Here is an 18,651-nt window from a genome sequence, read left to right as displayed (position 1 = left end):
CTCCACCCGTCTAGGCCGATGCGCCGCCCGCCATGGCCATCCTGTCGACCGTCGTGATCTTCAGGCCGATCATCGTGATGTCGTCGTCCGAATCGTCGCGGCCGCTGAATGCACGCAGGTCGCGCGTGATCGCGGCGAAGATACCGGCCAGGTGCAGGTCCCGCTCGCTGTGCAGCAGGTCGCCCAGGCGCAGTTCGCCGAAGTCCTCTTCGCCGTCGGGGCCCTTGGTCTCGGTCAGCCCGTCGGTGTACATGAACAGCAGGTCGCCGGGTTCCAGCGTGAGCCGGCCCTCGTCGTAGGTGCCGAAATCGAAGGCCCCCAGCGGCAGGCCGCCTTCGCTGAGCAGCTCACGCGTCCCGTCCGCACGCACCAGCAGGGGCGGATTGTGGCCGCCCGAACTGTAGACCAGCTGGCGCGTGAACGGATCGTACATGGCCAGGAACAGCGTCGCGAAATGCTGCGGGTCGGTGCTGGCATGCACCTGCCGGTTGATCCGTTCGAGCAGCAGGCCCGGCGAGTCGCACATGTCGCACTGCGCGCGCAACGCCGCCTGCAGGTTCGAGGCGAGTATGGAGGCGGGCACGCCCTTGCCGCTGACATCCGCGATCACGATGGCCAGCCGGCCGTCCTCGCGCTCGATCACGTCGTAGTAGTCGCCCGAGACCTGCTTGCTGGAGATGTTGACCGCGTCGATCTCGAGGCCGGCCGCGCTCGGCAGGTTTCGCGGCAGCAGGCGCGACTGGATCTGGCGCGCCATCACCATCTCCTCCTCGAGCCTCTGCTTGGCCGCTTCCTCGGCATAGAGGCGCGTGTTCTCGATCTGCAGTGCCGCCTGGCCGGCCACGATCGCCAGCAGTCGCAGCTCGTGCAGCTGGTACTCGCCGTCGCCCGGCCGCTTCGGCAGGGCCACCACGCCCACCAGGCGGCCCTGCAGCACCATCGGGATCAGCAGTTCGACGCCGGCCTCGGCCAGCAGCTGCTGTTCCTGCAGGCGGGCCAGCAACTCGACCTGTTCGCGCGTGATGGCCTGGCGGCCGACGGCCTGGTCGGCGCCTGGTGCCTCGGTCCACAGCGGCTCGCCACGCAGGGCAAGGTGTCGTGACAAGCCAGGCAGGGAGAGCTTTTCGGGATAGTGGGCGCGTGTGGCGGATAGCCCGCCGGAGCCGGTCGCCTCTGCGGCGCGCAGCGGCCGCGAACGGGTCTGCGAGGCCAGCTGGTAGGCAGTGCCGTCGCCCCCCGGGGTGGCCACGTAGACGGCCAGGCTCGGCAGGTCGAGCACGGCCTGCAGTCGCGCGCCCACCCAGCGCAGCATGATCTCACGCTGGAACAGCCGGGGAATCTCCTTGCTGAATTCCTCGATCAGCGTTGCCAGGTTGTCGCGCGAATGGAAGAAGCGTGCGTCCAGCGCCCGCTGCGCCTGGCGACGCACGGGCCATAGTCCAGCCGCCACGGCCAGCGCGGTGCCTGCTGCGGCCAGCGGCCCGGCACCCGGCAGCAGTGTCAGCGCCTTGCCGCCCAGCCACCAGGCGCCGCCCAGGAAGCCTGCCCAGATCGCGAACGTCAGCAGGCCGTACGAGAGGTTCCGCTTCAGGAGCACGTCGATCTGGAGCACCTGGTAGCGCGCCACGCAGTAGCCGAACGAGATCGGGATGGCAGCCAGCGGCAGGGCGCCCAGGCGCGTCAGGCCCGTGCGGAACGACAGCTCTTCCATGCCGATCTTGAAGACCAGGAACGGGATCACCGCGCCCAGCGTGCCGAACGTCAGGATGCGCACGCGCTGCCGCATGAGCGGATCGCGATAGCTGAAGTAGGCGTGCAGCAGCGCGGCCAGGCCGCACATGTAGTACATCCCCAGTACAATCCAGCTGGCCGCATGGATCCGGGCACCCTGTTCGCCGAGGAACTGGTCCAGCGTGAACCGCAGGTACAGGGCCCAGGGCAGCAGGTAGAGCAGCGGCACCAGGAACGGGTGCCGCATCAGCACCAGCTTCTTGGTGGGGAACACGAGGAAGAAGTTGAGGAACACCGCCGGCAGCATGAAGCGCGCGAAGGCACCCATGTTCTGCGCGATGATGGCGCCCAGGAAGTAGCTGGCCGCCTGCAGGTTCGTCATGAAATAGAGCGCGAACAGCAGGCAGAGGACGTAGAACAGGGCTGCCGGACGGTCGTCCTGGCCGCGCAGGTAGACCGCGAACCCGATGACCAGGTAAATGACCGCCAGCACCACGTTCACCGCGTAGTCCTGCAGGTCGACGCGCGTCGAGGTCAGTGGCACCTTGACGGTGATTTGCCGTCCATCGCGCTTGATGAGATAGTTGATCTGCTGTCCGGGTTCGTGGCGGCGCAGTTCACGGGCGGCGCTCTGGGGCGAATCGACGATGGAGTTGCCGAGGCCGACGATGATGTCGCCTGCCTGCAGGGGCGTCGGCAGTCCCTGCGGCCGCGGCAGGACGTCCAGCACTTCCAGTTGCGGGCGGCCCAGCAGCCAGACGGTGCCGTCGCTCGGGCGTGTGCGCGTGGCGTCGAAGCCGCTGAACAGGACCGCCGCCAGCGTGAGCGCGCCCAGCGTCAGGTGCGCCTGACGCGACTGCAACAGTCGGGCAAGACCCGACAGGGCGTGGGACTGCTGCCGTACTGGGCGGCATGATGCTCCGTGGTTCGCGTGTCGCGCCCGGCGCGGCAGCCGGGCATTCGGTCAGGTTCAGGTCCGCCGGTCCTGCGCGGCCGGTCCGGTGGTGGGATCCGGGTGCCGGCAGTATATCCCCTGCGGGCGCTCCCGGCACCACCTGAGCCGCCACGCTACCCGGCGTGACGATAAGGTATTCGGCGGCGGCCATGGCCGGCGACAGGTTATGACGGTCCGGACCCCGGGAGGGTTGCATGGCGGCTGAACTGCGGCGAACAAAGGCCCTGGTCTGGGACCCGGCAGCCCTGCCGGGACCGGTCCGCGTCGGGCGCGGCCGGCTGGCGGTGAGCCTGGAGGTGAGGTCCCTCGGGCGCGACCTGCTCGTGACCGTGTCCGGGGGCCAGGCCCACGCGGGGGCCGTGGCGATGGCCGCGTCCGGCGTTGCCGCGCCCGGGGGCGGCCTGCTCGTCCTGCCGCCGCACAAGGAAGGCCCGCTGGCCGAGGAATGCGCGCGGATGGTCTCTGCAGCTGCCGGCTGCACGTGTGTGGCGACGGCCGGCATCCATCAGGACGGGGCCACGCCGCCCGAGATCGCCGCCATCGTGGCCAATGCCCGTGCGGGGATCAAGCGCCTGACTGCGGAACTGGCCGCGGTGCCGCCGGCTCAGAGATATTGCAACGCCAGGCTTCCGAAGCCCAGGACACCGTAGGACAACCAGGCCGGGTGGCCGCGCCCGAGCTCCTGGCGACAGCGCGCGGCGGCCTGCCAGGCGGCGGCGCCGGCGCACCAGCCACGGCCCATCCCGGCATACAGGTGGCCGGCGTAGAGCCGGGCCGGGCGGCTGTAGATGGGCACCAGGGGCCCCACGAACGTCGAGGCGCCGGCACGCACGAAACGGGCGCCCAGTTCCGGCACCGCACACCAGCTGTTGGAGAATACGAGCGGCGGCAGCTGGCCGCGCTGGCCGAGGATCTCCGGTGACACGGGCCCGTCATCGAGCAGCCAGGCCGCCGATCCGCCGTGCGCGGCCGGGCCGGCGGTCGCCGCGGCGCCATTGCCGCCAGCATGCAGGCCGGCCGAGGCGTGGGCCGCCTGGCGACCGTGGTTCTCGCAGATATCGTCCAGGAGCGACGTGACAGGATCGACACCCAGGATCTCCCCTTCGCAACCGAAGGCCTCGGCAACCTGGTCGTCATCGGCGTACGACGCTTCCTCCAGCAGGCGATTCATCCAGTACTCGCCGAGCGTGTCGTCGTGTCGCGCCGGGGCGCTGGTCGGACCGGCAAAGTGGAGGATCTGGTAGGCCACGTTCTGGTCGCAGAGATGCCGGGGTGTCACGGCGTCGACCGGGACTTCCAGGCGCGCGAGCGGCCGGCCGGCCACGCCGGCGCCGAGCGCTTCGGCGATCATTTCGGCTTCGCGGTAGATCAGGCGACGCATCTGGGGATCGGTGTGCCCGGGGATGAACAGCAGCTCAGGCAGGCGGGCGCCGGGCGACTGCAACTGGTCACGCACGGACCGCAGGTCCTGGGCGCCACCATCGCCGACCAGGAAGCCGGCGCGCACCTGGCGCTGCATCCAGGGGCGTCGCGCCTGTTCGGGCGGCAGGGCGGCCGGGCGCAGGCTCGCGCACAGCGGGTGCTGCTCGAGGATGAAATTCAGGCCGTTGTGCAGCCAGCCCCAGGGCAGGCCGAGCCAGCAGGCGTCGACCACGAGATGGAAGCCGGCCAACGCGTCATGGACCGTCTCGCCGACGGCCGGGGCGTCGAGGGTGGCCGCGCGCCGCGAACGGTCGAAGGCGTGGGGCACGGCCCGGGTCAGGGCCGTGAAGAGGCAGCGTCCGGTTTCTTCCATGAGCGGCATCAGGCCGAGGGCGTCCATCCCGTCGCGCGCCTGCACCTGCGGGAAGCGTGCCGCCAGGGCAGCCGCTTCGGCCAGGGACTGGTCCAGCACCTGGTCGGTTCCGGGCTCGGGCAGGATGATATCGTACCAACGCATTTCGTCCTCCGGCCGGGGCCCTGCCTGGGCGGCGGGCTCCGCTCACTCAAATTGTTGCCGGACAAGGCGTTGGTCGCCAGCTGAGGCGACGCCGGCCCGGCGCTTGGACGCAACGGGACCGGTTCTGCAGAAAACGTGCCGAACGATGTCGGGATCAGCCTCCCGCCCCGGACAGGAGTGGGGGGGGAAAGCAAAAATCCCCTGCTTCAGCAGGGGATTTTATCGAGCAAAGGCATTCTTAACTGAGGAAGGTATGGTGCCCAGGAAGAGACTCGAACTCCCACGGGGAAACCCCACTACGACCTGAACGTAGCGCGTCTACCAATTCCGCCACCTGGGCACTCGACTTCAGACTGGTCACCGGGATGCGACAGCTGAAAGCGGCCTCGAAACCCGACCCAAACCTGAAAGCGAGTAGCCATCCTCGCGCAAACTCCACGCTATTGCGTTTTGCTGCGCCTGCCCGCAACCGGGCAAGCGGCGCCAATCTAGCGGGCGCAGCAGGGGCTGTCAACCCGGGCGGTGAAAATGGTACGCCGCGACCGGCAACGCCCTGTTCAGGCAAGCCTCGATTGGCAGCGCCCGCAGTGAAGGGTATATTCTGCAACCTGTCATACACCTCGGGATCGCGGGCGGGAGCTGGGCATGGCGCGCAAGGTTGACAATGAAGGCATCAAGATCGTGGCTTCGAACCGCCGCGCCCGCCACGAGTATGAGATCCTCGAGACATGGGAGGCCGGCCTCGTGCTCCAGGGGACCGAGGTCAAGGCCCTGCGGGAAGGCCATGTGAACCTGGGCGACGCCTACGGTGAGATCCGTGACGGCGAGGGCTGGGTGGTCAAGATGCACATCGGCCCGTATGAGCAGGGGAACCGGGAGAACCACGAACCCTTCCGGCCCCGGAAGCTCCTGCTGCACCGCCGTGAGATCCGCAAGATGCTGCCGAAGCTCGAGGAGAAGGGCCTGACCCTGGTGCCGTTGCGCCTGTATTTCCGCGAAGGGCGGGCCAAGCTTGAACTGGGACTCGGGCGCGGCAAGAAGCTGCACGACAAGCGCGAGTCGAAGGCGAAACAGGATGTCCAGCGGCGCATCGCCCAGCACATGGGCCGCCGCGAGCCGTGAGGAAACGCGCCCGATGACTCGTTCCGCCGCCTACTGTTCCCTGGGATCGGGCTGGCCTGCGTGCCGGGCGCTGGTCCGTACGATTGCGCCGTACCTGCGCGCGAGGCCCCTGTACGTATTCCTGGTGGTTGCGGCGGTGCTGCCGCTGCTGGCGGCGGCGTTGCCGGCGCACGCCGCCGACAGCTACCTCGACCCGCTGGCCTGGACGCGTATCGATGCGCGCGCGCCGGTGGTCAATCTCGTGGTGGAGCAGCGGGGCACCCGACAGACCCAGACGGTCGGGGCCAGGAGGCTCCTCGAAGGCTCACGTGAGATCTACGTCCGTTCAGCCGACTTCGCGACGGCGCTGCGGGCCGGTCGATTCTGGCAGGACACGCTGCGCCGCCTGGATCTCGACGTGGGCGGCAAGGTGTTCACGGTGACCGGCGGGAGCCGCGTCGTCATGGGCGGCCCGGGCGAATCGCTGCTGCCGGTGCCGGTGCTGGATCACGCCGGTGACCTGTGGCTGCCGCTCGACGCCCTGCTGCGCGTGGTCGGCCCCGCGACCGGGCTCGAAGTGGCGTTCGACGCCGGCACGGGGCGCGTGACATTGGGACCCTCGGACGACAACGTCGAGAAAGTGACGATCGAAACTCTGGGGCACAGCACGGCCGTTCACCTGCGCTGCCGTGATCCGCTCGGCTGGTCGGTGGAACGTCCCGCCTTCGATCAGGTGACGGTGTCCCTGCGCAGCGGTCGCGCCAACGCTGCGGCATTGTCGGCAACGCCGGCCGCAGGATTCGTGCGTGCCGTCGAGGCCCGCCAGGACGCCGACCGCCTGGTCGTCACGCTGCGCCTTGGCGACGGCGCGGGCGAGCATCGCGCCTACGCAGCCGACGGCGGTCGCGACGTGGTCGTCGTGCTGGCCGCGGCCGCGGGGATCATGGAAAAGGACGTGAACCTGGCCGTCGCCCGCGAACTCAAGCAGTACCTCGAGCGGTCAGGTGAGCTCGACGTGGTGCTGACCCGGCAGCGTGACGAGGCGATGGACCTCGACGCGCGGGCCGAGGCGGCCAACGCGGCCGGTGGCGACCTGTTCATTTCCCTGCACTGCAACAGCTGGTTCGACGACCAGGCGCGCGGGTTCGAGACGTACTTCCTTTCGCCCGCCAGCAGCGACTGGGCACGCAGCGTCGAAGCCGCCGAGAACGGCGCCTCGGACGGCGGGCGTGAGCCGGGCGATGTCGAGTTCATCGTCTGGGAACTGGTGCAGAACCGCTACATCACGCGCAGCAGCCAGTTCGCCGAATACCTGCAGGCGCGCGCCTGCCGTGAACTGGGTTCGCCTGATCGTGGCGTGCGCCAGGCCGGTTTCCGGGTGCTTGTGGGAGCCTACATGCCGGCCGTGCTCGTGGAACTCGGCTTTCTCAGCCACGCTGATGAAGAGATGCGCCTCGACGAGCGCTCCTACCAGAGGCAGCTGGCGAGGACCATCGGCGATGCGGTACTCGGCTTCGCCCGCACTGCCGCCACGGCGGGCGCCGGCACGGAGGCGTCACGGTGAACGGCGAACCGAACGGCGACAACGGCGGGCTGCCGCCGCTGGATGAAGGGCGCGGGGGACCTCTCCGTTTCCTGCGCAACCCGAGGGTCCTGGCACCGCTGGTCCTGCTCACGATCGGCGCGCTGGCCGTGGTCTGGTGGACGGCGCGGCAGGCAAGCCGTCCGGCGGACCTTGCAGGTGAGATCCAGGATGCGCCCGGGACTGTGGTCGATCTGCCGAGGGCGGGCGATCGCGCCGTGGTGCTCGTGTTTCCCCGTTGGGACGGCGACGGCTGGATCAGCGAGGATCGGCGCGTGCCCAGCCGCGGCGAACCCGGCGAAGACCTTTTGGCGCTGATGACGGCGCTGTGCGACGGTCCCGGGACCGGACGCGCGATCAGCGCGCTGCCGCGCGGCACGCGCGCGCTGGCCGCCTTCGTCGATCCGGCTCGCGGCACGGCCTTCGTCGACTTCAGCCGCGAGCTTGTCGCCGGACATCCCGGCGGCAGCGCCGCCGAGACGGCAACGGTCACCTCCATCCTGCGCACCGTCGCCGTCAACTTCCCGCAGGTCGGGGCCTGCACGATCCTGGTCGACGGGCGCCAGGTCGGAACGCTGGCGGGCCATGTCGACCTGGCTCACCCGTTCGCGCCGCGGCGGTGGCTCTAGGTGGCGATCCGGACGACATCCCGTACACGCGCACCGATCGGCGTCTTCGACTCCGGGCTCGGCGGGCTGACGGTCCTGCGCGCGCTGCACGAGCGGTTGCCCGGCGAGGACCTGCTGTACTTCGGCGACACGGCGCGCGTGCCGTACGGCACGAAGGGCGAGAAGACCGTGCGCGCGTTCGCGCGCCAGGACGCAGGCCTGCTTGTGGCGCGCGGCGTGAAGATGGTCGTGGTCGCGTGCAATACGGCGAGCGCGTTCGCGCTCGACCACCTTCGCGAGGTGCTGCCGGTGCCGGTGCTCGGCGTCATTGAGCCCGGCGTGCAGGCGGCGCTGGCCGCCACGCGGGGCGGCGCGGTCGGTGTGATCGGGACCTCGGGTACCATCCGTTCAGGGCGCTACCAGCAGGGACTGGCAGCGGCCGGATTGTCCGCCGGGCGCATCGTGGCAGCCGAGTGTCCGCTGTTCGTGCCGCTGGTGGAGGAAGGGCTGGGCGGCCATGCGATGACGCGCCTGGCGGTCGCCGAATACCTGCGCCCGCTGCGCGAGGCGCGGCTCGACACGCTCATCCTGGGCTGCACGCACTATCCGCTCCTGAGTGCCGACATCGGCGCATACCTGGGGCCGGACGTGCGCCTGGTCGATTCGGCCGAGTCGCTGGCGACCGCCGCGTGTGCGGCGCTGGCCGACGGCGACCTGCTGTGCCGCGAGCCGCAGGCCGGACGCCTGTCGTTCATCCTGAGCGACATCCCGTGGAAGTTCGCGGAGATCGGGGCCCGTTTCCTGGGCAAGCCGATCGCCGATGTCGAGTCCGTCGGGCTCGACGAGATGGAAGAGGCCGGGCGTGCGCTCGGTCCTCAGGCTGGCGACGACGCCCCGCACCGAAAGGACCGATCGTGATCGAACGCGCCGAAGGCCGTGAACCCAACCAGCTGCGCCCGGTGCGCATCACGCGCGACTACCTGCCCCATGCCGAGGGCTCCTGCCTCATCGAGATGGGCCAGACGCACGTCATCTGCACGGCCAGCATCGCCAACGGGACGCCGAAGTGGCTCAAGGGCTCGGGGCAGGGCTGGGTGACGGCGGAGTACGGCATGCTGCCGCGTTCGACCGGGGAACGCATGCGGCGCGAGGCCACCGGTGGCGGCCAGGGCGGTCGCACCATGGAGATCCAGCGCCTGATCGGGCGTTCCCTGCGCGCGGTGACCGACCTCAACGCGCTGGGCGACCTGACCATCACCGTCGACTGCGACGTGATCCGCGCCGACGGCGGCACGCGTTGCGCCTCGATCAACGGCGCCGCCGTGGCGCTGTACGACGCGCTGCTGCGACTGAAGCTGCGCAAGCACCCCATGCACTCGCTGGTGGGCGCCATCAGCCTGGGCGTGATCCAGGGCAACGTGCTGGTCGACCTCGACTATCGCGAGGACTCGGGCGCGGATACCGACCTGAACCTGGTGATGGCCGAAGGCGGCGGGCTCATCGAGGTGCAGGGCACTGCCGAGCACCGCCCGTTCACGCGCGCGCAGCTCGAAGCCATGACCGACCTGGGCGCGGCGGCGATCGCCCGCGTCAACGAACTGCAGCACAAGGTCCTGAACCTGGGCTGAAGGGGATGCATGTGACCACGTCTCGCAAGGTCGTGCTGGCCAGCCGCAACCGTGACAAGTTGCGCGAACTGGCCGAGCTGATGGAGGGACTGCCGTTCACGGTGGTCTCCGCACTGGACTATCCCGGGCTGCCCGAGGTTGTCGAGGACGGCGTGACGATCCGCGGCAATGCCGTGCGCAAGGCGCTGGTGGCGGCGGCCTGGACCGGCGAGATCGCGCTGGCCGACGACACGTCGCTGCAGGTTCGCGAACTGGTCGGCTGGCCCGACATCTTCGCGGCGCGCTTTTCCGGGCCCGGCGCCACCTACGAAAGCAACGTGGCGCTGCTCCTGGACCTGATGAAGGATGTGCCCGACGGTTCGCGACAGGCGCGCTTCGCCACCGCCTGCGCCTGGGTGGACCCGCGTCCCGGCCCCGGCGACGTTTCCGTCTCGGCGCCCGCCTACAAGCGCTGGCTGCACAATCCCTGGGCGCGCGCTGTCGAACTGCGCGTACCCGGCGAGGGCCCCGCGTTCTGGGCGACGCTGGGTGCCGATCGCTCCGAGTGGAACAGCTACGCGGCCCTTCGCAGCGCCGACCTGGCCAACTGGGGACACGATGCGGCGCATCTGCGGCGCGTGGCGAACGCATTCCTTGAAGCGGGACCCGACGGCGCCGCCGAAGCGGCCGGCGCCGGTGCGGTGCGCCTGCCCGAGCCGGAACTGTGGGCGGCCTATTCGCGCGAGGAACCGGGACGGCCACCCACGATCGTGGCGCCGGCCGGGTTGTCGCGTGAAGCGCCCGGCCGGGAGCGCCAGGAACCGCTCTGGCTGGAGCTGGGTGCCGAAGGGCGCCTGGTCGGCGAGATCACCCGGCAACCGCTGGGCACCGGCGGCTTCGGCTACGACCCGGTGTTCCGCCCCGAGGGTTCCCCGCTGACGCTTGCCGAGCTGGATGGGTCGCAGAAGCACGCGATCAGCCACCGGGGACGCGCCCTGGCCCGGTTGCGGCGGGCCGTCATCGACGCCTACGGGCTCTCGCAGGGCGATTGAGCCCTTTCCAGCCTGGCGGCCGGTGCCCCCAGGCGTCTCGGCGCCCGTGTCCGTCACCCGGCGCTGACGCCGGCGCGATTGACAAGCCGCCTGCCTGCCGTTACCCATAGGGCCGCGGCGCGCCGGAAACCCCGGCGGGCGGCCTGCCCGGATGTGCGGCAGTCGATCGGGAACAGCAGATGCATCAGGTCGGGGCGTGGCGCAGTCCGGTAGCGCACCTGCTTTGGGAGCAGGGTGTCGCAGGTTCAAATCCTGTCGCCCCGACCAGCGGATCGACGGTCTTGACACCGGGGTGCCACATCGCCATTATTCGCGTCCGCCCGCGGGAAACGACCTTTCCCCGAGCGCGGGTTCCGACGATGTCGCGTTTCGAACGATGTCACATCGGCGCGCCCGTAGCTCAGCTGGATAGAGCAGCGGATTTCTAATCCGCAGGTCGCAGGTTCGAGCCCTGCCGGGCGTGCCAGAAAACCGCGAATAATGGTGGTGGATGTAGCTCAATGGCGGAGCCCCTGGTTGTGGTCCAGGTGGTTGTGGGTTCGAGTCCCATCATCCACCCCATTTTTTTTCCGCTTTCCCGGCTTGTTCTGTCATAGTCCGACCTCCCGCTGATCAGCCTGGAAAACAAACCGAGGACGGGGGCGGCCCGCGATATGCGGCAGCCGTCCCGACAAGGCAAGGAGAACGCGATGGCTGGCGTCAACAAGGTCATCATCGTCGGCAACCTGGGTCGTGATCCCGAGATCAAGTACACCCAGAGCAACGTGCCGGTGGCGAACTTCTCGGTGGCGACCACCGAGAGCTGGAAAGACAAGAACAGCGGGGAATGGCAGGAGAAGACCGAGTGGCATCGCGTGGTCGCGTGGCGGCACCTGGCCGAGCGCGCCGAGCGTTACCTGAAGAAGGGCAAGCAGGTCTACGTCGAGGGCCGCCTCGAGACGCGCAAGTGGACCGGCCAGGACGGCCAGGAGCGCTACACCACCGAGATCATCGCGAACCAGGTCATGCTGCTCGGCCGCCGCGACGAAGGCGAAGGCCAGGGCGGCGGGAGCTTCGGTGACGGCCCCGCGCGCGGCGGCCGCGCTGCGAGCGGCGCCGCCGGCGGCGGTGGCAGCGATTTCCGTCCCGATCCCATGAGCGATCCGGGCCCGTCGGACGACGACGATCTCCCGTTCTGATCCGCAGCGAGCACCGCTGAAACGAGAAGGCCCCTTCACGGGGCCTTCTTGTTGCCGTTAGCCGGCAGGTGTGCACGTGAGCGCAGCCTCAGGACACCGTCAACCCCAGCTTGCGGCGGATCTCGTCCTGGACCCGCTCGGGCGCCTGGGTGCCGTCTACGTCGATCACGAGGTCGTGCGCGCGGAAGAAGTCGAGTACGGGCGCCGTCTGCAGGCGGAAGTCGGCCAGTCGCGACGCGATGGCCACGGGCGTGTCATCCTCGCGCACCACGACGGCGCCTCCGCAGTCGTCGCACACGCCCTTCGCGCGCGGTTGCCGGCCCTGCAGGTTCCAGTCGCGGCCGCACTCGGCGCAGATGCGGCGGTCGAGCATGCGCGCCGTGACGACCTGGTCCGGTACCGCCACATTGATCACGGCATCGAGTTGCAACACATTGAGCAGGTACTTCGCCTGCTGCAGGTCGCGCGGATAGCCGTCCAGTACGAAGCCGCGTTGGCAGTCGCCTTCGCTCAGACGGGTGCGCAGCACCTGGTTGACGATGCTGTCGGGCACCAGATGGCCGTCGGCAACGAGGTCGTGGATGGTCTTGCCCAGGTGCGTCCCGGCACGGATGTGGCCGCGGAAAACCTCGCCCATCGAGATATGGACCAGGTTGTAGTCGGACGCCAGCAGCTTGGCCTGCGTGCCCTTGCCGCTGCCCTGGATACCCATGATGACGTACTTGCCCATCGTCGACGCTCCCGGCTGGAGGACCACCCCTCAGCCCGGTTATCGGCCGGCCGCGCCGCGCCTGTAGCTTTTCAGGCGCGCGCCACGCACCAGCGGAACAGCCCGCAATCATCACACTTCGGCGACCGCGCCGTGCAGGTCTTGCGCCCGTGGTCGATGATCAGGTGCCCGTAGTCGCGCCAGTCGGCCTCGGGCACGCATTCGTTCAGCTGGCGCTCCGCCTTGACCGGGTCGTCCTGGTCGGTGAGTCCCAGCTTGCGCGAGATGCGCCCCACATGGGTGTCCACGACCACGCCCGCCGGCTTCCCGAACACCTCGCCCAGCACCACGTTGGCGGTCTTGCGCCCGCAGCCGGGAACCTTGACCAGCTCGTCGATGCTCCCGGGCAGCCTGCCGCCATGCTTCTCGATGAGCGCCCTGGCGGCGCCCTGCAGCGACTTCGCCTTGTTGTGGTAGAACCCCGTCGACCGGATGGCCTCCTCGATCTCCTCGATCGGTGCCGCGGCGAAATCGGCGGGCGTGGGGAACTGCCGGAACAGGCCAGGGGTGACCTGGTTGACGCGGGCGTCGGTGCACTGGGCCGACAGGATGGTGGCCACCAGCAGTTGCCAGCCGTCGACGTGTTCAAGGCTGCAGCGCGTGTCGGGAAACTCGGCTCTCAGGACCTTGAGGATGGCGACGGCCTTGCGGCCGCGTTCGGCCGGGGGCGCCAGCGCGACGGTCTTCGGCGCCGCAGCCTTGCTGCTTGCCTTCTTGCTGCCCGTGGGGCGCGCAGGGGCCATGATCGGACCTTTCCTCATGTTGCGTCGGGCCTGCCGGCCGCACCGGCCGCAGGTCGCGGCGGCGTTCTTGACAAGGCCGTTGGCGGCTGCTATTTATTGCCCCCTGCCGTGCCGGGGCGTTTTCATTGGCGTTCGTCCACGCTACACGCGGACTGCCTGCATGGCTACTGCTGGAATGCCAGCGTTCGATTCCGGTGCGCCGCTAGCTCAACTGGTAGAGCAACTGACTCTTAATCAGTAGGTTCGGGGTTCAAGTCCCTGGCGGCGTACCACCTCTCATCGCGCGGCGCAAAGGCGCCCGACGCAGGACAAACGAAGCGCCCCGGCCAATCGGCCGGGGCGCTTCCGTATCTTCGTTGTACCTTCATCGTCGCGGCGCGGACGGGCGGGAGGCTCAGGCCTTCACGTTCTGCTTCGCCCACACGCCGTACTGCTTGTCCGATTTCTGGATGTGGTTGCGCACCCAGTCGCGCAGGAATCCCATCAGCTTGACGGAGATCATGGCCTTGCCGGCGTCGTACTCGGCCTTGAAGGCGGACACCTGCTTCATGAGCTCGGCGTGCTCCTTCTTCTGCTGGGCCAGGCCGGGGTAGCCGATCTTCTCCATGTAGCGTTCCTCGGACGCGAAGTGGGACTGCGTGTAGCGCGCGAGTTCGCCGAAGACGCGGTCCATCTCGTCCTTCGTCTTGCCCTGCTTCATCGCCTCGTTCAGGTTGTTCACGAGGTTGATCAGCTTCTTGTATTCCTCGTCCATGCCAGACTCGTCGACACTCAGGCTCGAGTTCCAGTCCAGCAGCGCCATGTTCCTGCTCCTTGCGGTTGGGTCCCGGCCGCATCTCGGCCTTGCCTGGACGTTGCGGCGCACGCAGTGCGGTGCCGGCAACCCGTCCCCCTGTGGTTCCCGGAAGTCCCTGGAACCTTGTCAGAATTGCTTGGACTCTTCGGCCGTTTCCCGGTCGGCTGTAGCAATGACTTGTCCTGCCTCCGCACGCCGTGAACCTCGGGCATCGTGCCACTGGTCGATGCGGCCGACCGCTTGCACCAGATGGCCCGCCAATGCCGTCAGTTCCTGGCAGCTGGACGCTGTTTCCTCGGTGCTGGCTGCGTTGTCCTGCACCACCTGGTCCAGGGTGGTCAGGCTGTGTCTGTTCGTGCCGCGCGATTTGGGCCGCATTGATTCTTCCAGGGTGGCGACAAAGGCCCCGCCGGCCGGAATCCCGCGTCAGTTCGGGTCGTTGCGCCTCCCTCCGGCCAGGATCCGCCCCCCCCCCCTGGGCCCCGGCCCGCCCCCCCCCAAGGCCCCGCACCACCGCCGCCGCTGCCGCCAACGCCCCGACCAGCACCAGCGGCGCCAGGCTGCGTGCAACCAGGGGTGTCTGTTTCGACTTCCCCCGTAGGAGTGCCTGCCAGTGCGGGCCAGGCCGTATGGCCTGGCCCGTAGGGTGATCCGGCGGCGAACGGGGCCGATCAAAGGCCGCGACGCACCAGCAGCGGCTCGATGCCCGGGTCACGCCTGCGGAACCTGCGGTAGAGCGCCATGGGGTCGTCGCTGCCGCCGCGTTCGAGGATGTTCCGCCGGAACGCAAGCGCCGTTGCGGGGTCGAACACGTTGCCGGCCTCGGTGAAGGCCGCGAACGCGTCGGCGTCCAGCACCTCGGCCCAGACGTAGGAGTAGTAGCCAGCCGAATAGCCGCCGCCGAAAACGTGACGGAAGTACGGGCTGCGGTAGCGAGAGGCGATGGCGTCGATCAGCCCGAGACGGCCGAGAGAGGCGGCCTCGAAGGTGTCGGGATCAACCCCGGCAATCGTGTCGGGGTCGGCAATCGTATGCCAGTCCATGTCGAGGAAGCTGGCGGCGAGGTACTCGACCGTCTCGAATCCCTGGTTGAAATGGCGAGCGCCGCGCAGGCGCTCGACCAGGGCTGCGGGCATCGGCCTGTCCGTCTGCCAGTGCCGGGCGTACAGCGCCAGCACGTCGGGCTCCAGGGCCCAGTTCTCCAGGACCTGGCTGGGCAGTTCCACGAAGTCACGCGCCACCGCGGTGCCGCTCAGCTTCTCGTAGCGGCACTGCGACAACATGCCGTGCAGCGCGTGGCCGAACTCATGGAACATGGTGCGGACTTCGTCGAGGCTCAGCAGTGCCGGCGTTTCGGCCGTCGGGCGCGTGAAGTTGCCGACGTTGTACACGAGCGGGAGCACGCGCTGCCCGCCCTCGATGCGTTCCTTCCGCAGGGAACTCATCCAGGCGCCGCCGCGCTTGCTCTCGCGCGGGAAATAGTCGCTGTACCAGACGGCCAGGCGCGTGCCGTCCGCATCGAGCACGTCGTAGACCTTCACTTCGGGGTGCCAGGTCTCGATGTCGTTGCGCTCGGTGAAAGTGAGTCCCCACAGCCTGCGCACAGTCTCGAACAGCCCGGCCCGTACGTTCTCCAGCTCGAAGTAGGGGCGGAGCATCTCCTCGTCCAGGTCGTAGCGGGCCTTCTTCACCTTCTCGGCGTAGTGCCACCAGTCCCAGGCAGCCAGGGTGAAGCCGCCGCCCTCCTGGTCGATCAGGGCCTGCATGTCGGCGGCTTCGGCCGTTGCGCGCGCCAGCGCGGGTGTCCACAGCTGGTTGAGCAGGCCGTACACGGCATCCGGAGTGCCGGCCATGTTCTCGTCGAGCACATAGTGGGCGTGGGACGGGAACCCGAGCAGCCGGGCGCGCTCGAGCCGAAGCTGGACCGTCCGCTTCAGGACATGACGGTTGTCCAACTCGTCTCCGTTGCTGCCCATTGCCAGGTAGGCGCGATAGATCTGCTCGCGCAGGTCGCGGCGGGTGCTGGCCTGCAGGAACGGGATCAGGCTCGGGCGGTGCAGGGTGAACACCCAGCGGCCCGGCTTGTCGCGCCTGGCGGCTGTCTCGGCGGCGGCCTGCACCAGGGCCGGCGGCAGGCCGGCCAGTCCCGACTCGTCCTCGATGACGAGTTCGAGACGGTTCGTTTCCTTCAGCACGTTCTCGCCGAACTGCAGGCCCAGCAGGGACAGTTCCTCGTTGATGGCCCGCAGGCGCCCGCGACCGGCCTCGTCCAGGTCGGCGCCACCGCGCTTGAATTCGCGCCAGGTTTCCCGCAACAAGCGCTGCTGCTCGATATCCAGTGGGAGCTTATCGCGTTCGCGGTACACGGCATCGACCCGCGCGAACAGCGCCTGGTCAAGCAGGATGGAGTCCGCGTGCTGCGACCGCTTCGGTGCCAGGCGCCGGGCGATCGCCTGCAGCGAATCGCTGGTCGATGTGCCGTTGAGCGCGGAGAACACGCTGCCCACGCGGGACAACAGCTCGCCGGCGCGGTCATGTGCCTCGATCGTGTTGCTGAACGTCGGGCTCGCCGGATCATCCCTGATCGCAGCGATCTCCGCGTCGTGCCGGTCCATCGCCTGCAGCATGGCCGGCTCGATATCGGCCAGCTCGATGTGGGCGAACGGGGGCGTCGCCTCGGGAGTGTTCCAGGTCGCAAGCAGGGGATTTCCCCGCGCGGGCCCGGCGACGGCGTCGCCGCCGCCGACAATGCTGATGAATACCATGATGGCTGCAATCCTCCTCATCTCAATTGCCTCGCCAGTTCTGCTCGCCCTTGGGGCGGTTGTCCAGGATCTCCTCGATCCGTTCCAGCACATCGGGCGTCAGCCGCTCGGCAACGGCCAGGGCGCCCAGGTTGTCCAAGATCTGCTCCGGCTTCGAAGCCCCGGTGATGACGGTGCTCACGTCCTCGTTGGCGAGGCACCAGGCCAGGGCAAGCTGTGCCATTGTCGCGTCCAGTTCCTTCGCCAGCGGCGCCAGTTGCCGGACCTTGGCCAGGCGCGGCGGCCCGTCCGGGCCTTCGACGATGCTGCGCAGCCAGCCGTATTCGGGCAGGGCCAGCCGCGAGCCGGCGGGAATGCCGTCGTTGTACTTGCCGGTCAGCAGTCCCGAGGCCAACGGACTCCAGATCGTCGTGCCCAGCCCGATCTCGTCGTACAGCGGGGCGAATTCGACCTCGACCTTGTCGCGGTGGAACATGTTGTACTGCGGCTGCTCCATCGTGGGAGGGACAAGGTGCTCGCGGCGCGCGATGTCGTAGGCCCGGCGGATCTGCGCCGCCGACCATTCGCTGGTGCCCCAGTACAGCGCCTTGCCCTGGTTCACGAGGTGATCCATGGCGCGGACGGTTTCCTCCAGCGGCGTGTCGATGTCGGGCCGGTGGCAGAACAGCAGGTCCACATAGTCCAGTTGCAGCCTCTTCAGCGCGGCGTTCGTACCCTCGACAAGGTGCTTGCGGGAAAGGCCGCGGTCGTTCACCCCGTAGCGGTAGGGCTTGCCGGGCCCCTGGTACTCGCCGCCCCAGAAGATCTTGGTCGAGACCACGAGATCGCTGCGGCGCCAGCCGGCACGCTGCAGCACCTGGCCCATGATGGTCTCTGCCTGCCCGCCCCCGTAGGCCTCGGCGTTGTCGAAGAAATTGACGCCGGCCTCGAACGCGGCGCTCATGCAGCGGTAGGCCAGGTCGGCGTCGACCTGCTCGCCGAAGGTGACCCATGCGCCGTACGACAGTGCGGAAACCTTGAGGCCCGACTTGCCCAGGAAACGGTATTCCATGGCCTGACTCCCTGTGTGGCTGGTGAATGGTCGGCCCAATGTACCATGGGCCCGCCTCCGCCGACAGCAGCGGACCGATTAAGCCCTCATTACCCTTTACCCGGGGATGGGATCTCTGTAGCTTGAGGTAACCCTTTGCAACCGGTCCGCATCGAGGAGAGCCCGGCAACTCTGGTTCCGCTACCCTCGCGATGGTCCGGGCAGACCCGGGAGGCACCCTCATGAACCGCTGGCTCCGAATCGGTCGCGGCCGCCAAGGCCGCAGCCTCGTCACATTGGCGCTTCCGCTGGCCTGCCTGCTTCCGTTCACGGTGACCGCCCGCGAGGACATCTCCAACGGCGGCGGCGACGGCGATTCCCAGAACGGCGATCCCCTCGATTCCAACGACTTCGGCAGCGGCGGCGGCAGCGGGGAACGCTACCAGCACGACCCGAACTGGCCCGGGATCCAGTCGAAGCCGGTGACGGGTCCGGTCATCGACGGCCGCCGTGTCCTGTTGATCCCTGTCAATCAGGGCGGTCTGTTGACCTTCAGGCTGGTGATCATCGACGAGCGTGTCTCCACCGCGGAGCCCCACGATGCGCGCTGAGTTTCAGCGGGTAGAGCCCGCTGCCCCGGCGCCGGCGGCCCTGAGCGAACGTTGCCTGGACCCGACGCGCTGGGATGCCGCCTGGCGGCGCTTCCTGGACGAGGACTATGCGGCGGCCCTCGAGTTGGCTCGCGGATGCCTGGACTGCCTGGCTGACGACGGCACCGGGTGATGCGGAACGGCA

General features: G+C 68.7%; 18 protein-coding genes and 5 tRNA genes. 14 read left to right on the top strand and 9 right to left on the bottom strand.

The window, feature by feature from the left end; genetic code table 11:
* Positions 1-10 precede the first annotated feature (10 nt).
* A complete protein-coding gene (locus IPG61_12335) occupies positions 11-2,593 on the bottom strand; it encodes a SpoIIE family protein phosphatase (protein ID MBK6734842.1) in 2,583 nt (860 codons plus the stop codon).
* Between the two features lie 287 nt (positions 2,594-2,880).
* Here IPG61_12335 and IPG61_12330 point away from each other — a divergent pair, with 287 nt between their 5' ends.
* Entirely contained in the window at positions 2,881-3,336 is a 456-nt protein-coding gene (locus IPG61_12330) for a hypothetical protein (protein MBK6734841.1), read from the top strand.
* Here the strand turns inward: IPG61_12330 and IPG61_12325 are convergent.
* Positions 3,291-4,625 (bottom strand): hypothetical protein, encoded by a 1,335-nt coding sequence (locus IPG61_12325; GenBank protein ID MBK6734840.1) that lies wholly within the window; start codon positions 4,623-4,625, stop codon positions 3,291-3,293. The genes IPG61_12330 and IPG61_12325 overlap by 46 nt on opposite strands.
* A gap of 254 nt (positions 4,626-4,879) precedes the next feature.
* Positions 4,880-4,965 (bottom strand) — tRNA-Leu (locus IPG61_12320).
* A gap of 305 nt (positions 4,966-5,270) precedes the next feature.
* Between IPG61_12320 and smpB the strand changes: the two genes are divergently transcribed.
* The 10 genes from smpB (at position 5,271) to IPG61_12270 (ending at position 11,753) form a co-directional block, all read left to right on the top strand.
* The gene (smpB, locus tag IPG61_12315) at positions 5,271-5,747 is read left to right on the top strand and encodes an SsrA-binding protein SmpB (GenBank protein MBK6734839.1); all 477 of its coding nucleotides are present in this window, start codon (positions 5,271-5,273) and stop codon (positions 5,745-5,747) included.
* A 13-nt stretch (positions 5,748-5,760) separates the two neighbouring features.
* Positions 5,761-7,290, top strand: coding sequence for an N-acetylmuramoyl-L-alanine amidase (locus IPG61_12310; protein ID MBK6734838.1), 1,530 nt, complete (start codon positions 5,761-5,763; stop codon positions 7,288-7,290).
* Complete coding sequence (locus tag IPG61_12305; GenBank protein ID MBK6734837.1) at positions 7,287-7,937, top strand: GerMN domain-containing protein; 651 nt, start codon at positions 7,287-7,289, stop codon at positions 7,935-7,937. The genes IPG61_12310 and IPG61_12305 overlap by 4 nt, the downstream gene beginning before the upstream one ends.
* A gap of 6 nt (positions 7,938-7,943) precedes the next feature.
* Positions 7,944-8,834 (top strand): glutamate racemase, encoded by an 891-nt coding sequence (locus IPG61_12300; GenBank protein MBK6734836.1) that lies wholly within the window; start codon positions 7,944-7,946, stop codon positions 8,832-8,834.
* Positions 8,834-9,544 (top strand): ribonuclease PH, encoded by a 711-nt coding sequence (gene rph, locus IPG61_12295; GenBank protein MBK6734835.1) that lies wholly within the window; start codon positions 8,834-8,836, stop codon positions 9,542-9,544. Before IPG61_12300 ends, rph begins: the two co-directional genes overlap by 1 nt.
* Positions 9,545-9,882: 338 nt before the next feature.
* Entirely contained in the window at positions 9,883-10,575 is a 693-nt protein-coding gene (locus IPG61_12290) for a hypothetical protein (protein ID MBK6734834.1), read from the top strand.
* A gap of 190 nt (positions 10,576-10,765) precedes the next feature.
* Positions 10,766-10,842 (top strand) — tRNA-Pro (locus tag IPG61_12285).
* A 122-nt stretch (positions 10,843-10,964) separates the two neighbouring features.
* Positions 10,965-11,041, top strand: a tRNA-Arg gene (locus IPG61_12280).
* A gap of 20 nt (positions 11,042-11,061) precedes the next feature.
* Positions 11,062-11,136: transfer RNA gene (locus IPG61_12275), tRNA-His, on the top strand.
* Between the two features lie 128 nt (positions 11,137-11,264).
* Positions 11,265-11,753, top strand: a complete 489-nt coding sequence (locus IPG61_12270; GenBank protein ID MBK6734833.1) for a single-stranded DNA-binding protein — start codon at positions 11,265-11,267, stop codon at positions 11,751-11,753.
* 88 nt (positions 11,754-11,841) lie between these two features.
* Here IPG61_12270 and IPG61_12265 read toward each other — a convergent pair whose 3' ends face one another.
* Both IPG61_12265 and nth read right to left on the bottom strand, forming a co-directional pair.
* Positions 11,842-12,483 (bottom strand): nucleoside monophosphate kinase, encoded by a 642-nt coding sequence (locus tag IPG61_12265; GenBank protein MBK6734832.1) that lies wholly within the window; start codon positions 12,481-12,483, stop codon positions 11,842-11,844.
* A 71-nt stretch (positions 12,484-12,554) separates the two neighbouring features.
* Positions 12,555-13,283 carry an endonuclease III gene (gene nth, locus IPG61_12260; protein ID MBK6734831.1) on the bottom strand — a complete coding sequence of 243 codons (729 nt, stop codon included), beginning with the start codon at positions 13,281-13,283 and terminating at the stop codon, positions 12,555-12,557.
* Positions 13,284-13,461: 178 nt separating this feature from the next.
* On the opposite strand from nth, the gene IPG61_12255 reads away from it, so the two are divergent.
* Positions 13,462-13,537, top strand: a tRNA-Lys gene (locus IPG61_12255).
* A gap of 122 nt (positions 13,538-13,659) precedes the next feature.
* Here IPG61_12255 and IPG61_12250 read toward each other — a convergent pair.
* The 4 genes from IPG61_12250 to IPG61_12235 all read right to left on the bottom strand — a co-directional run bounded on the left by IPG61_12250 (position 13,660) and on the right by IPG61_12235 (position 17,877).
* Positions 13,660-14,067 (bottom strand): hemerythrin family protein, encoded by a 408-nt coding sequence (locus IPG61_12250; protein MBK6734830.1) that lies wholly within the window; start codon positions 14,065-14,067, stop codon positions 13,660-13,662.
* Positions 14,068-14,187: 120 nt separating this feature from the next.
* The gene (locus IPG61_12245) at positions 14,188-14,439 is read right to left on the bottom strand and encodes a hypothetical protein (GenBank protein MBK6734829.1); all 252 of its coding nucleotides are present in this window, start codon (positions 14,437-14,439) and stop codon (positions 14,188-14,190) included.
* Between the two features lie 293 nt (positions 14,440-14,732).
* Positions 14,733-16,847, bottom strand: coding sequence for a M3 family metallopeptidase (locus tag IPG61_12240; protein MBK6734828.1), 2,115 nt, complete (start codon positions 16,845-16,847; stop codon positions 14,733-14,735).
* 1 nt (position 16,848) lies between these two features.
* Entirely contained in the window at positions 16,849-17,877 is a 1,029-nt protein-coding gene (locus tag IPG61_12235) for an aldo/keto reductase (protein MBK6734827.1), read from the bottom strand.
* A 221-nt stretch (positions 17,878-18,098) separates the two neighbouring features.
* Between IPG61_12235 and IPG61_12230 the strand changes: the two genes are divergently transcribed.
* Positions 18,099-18,467 (top strand): hypothetical protein, encoded by a 369-nt coding sequence (locus IPG61_12230; GenBank protein ID MBK6734826.1) that lies wholly within the window; start codon positions 18,099-18,101, stop codon positions 18,465-18,467.
* Entirely contained in the window at positions 18,457-18,639 is a 183-nt protein-coding gene (locus tag IPG61_12225; protein MBK6734825.1) for a hypothetical protein, read from the top strand. The genes IPG61_12230 and IPG61_12225 overlap by 11 nt, the downstream gene beginning before the upstream one ends.
* The last annotated feature ends 12 nt before the right edge of the window (positions 18,640-18,651 follow it).

The organism is bacterium (genome assembly GCA_016703265.1).
GTDB lineage: Bacteria > Krumholzibacteriota > Krumholzibacteriia > LZORAL124-64-63 > LZORAL124-64-63 > CAINDZ01.
This window is presented reverse-complemented; position numbering and strand designations above follow the sequence as displayed.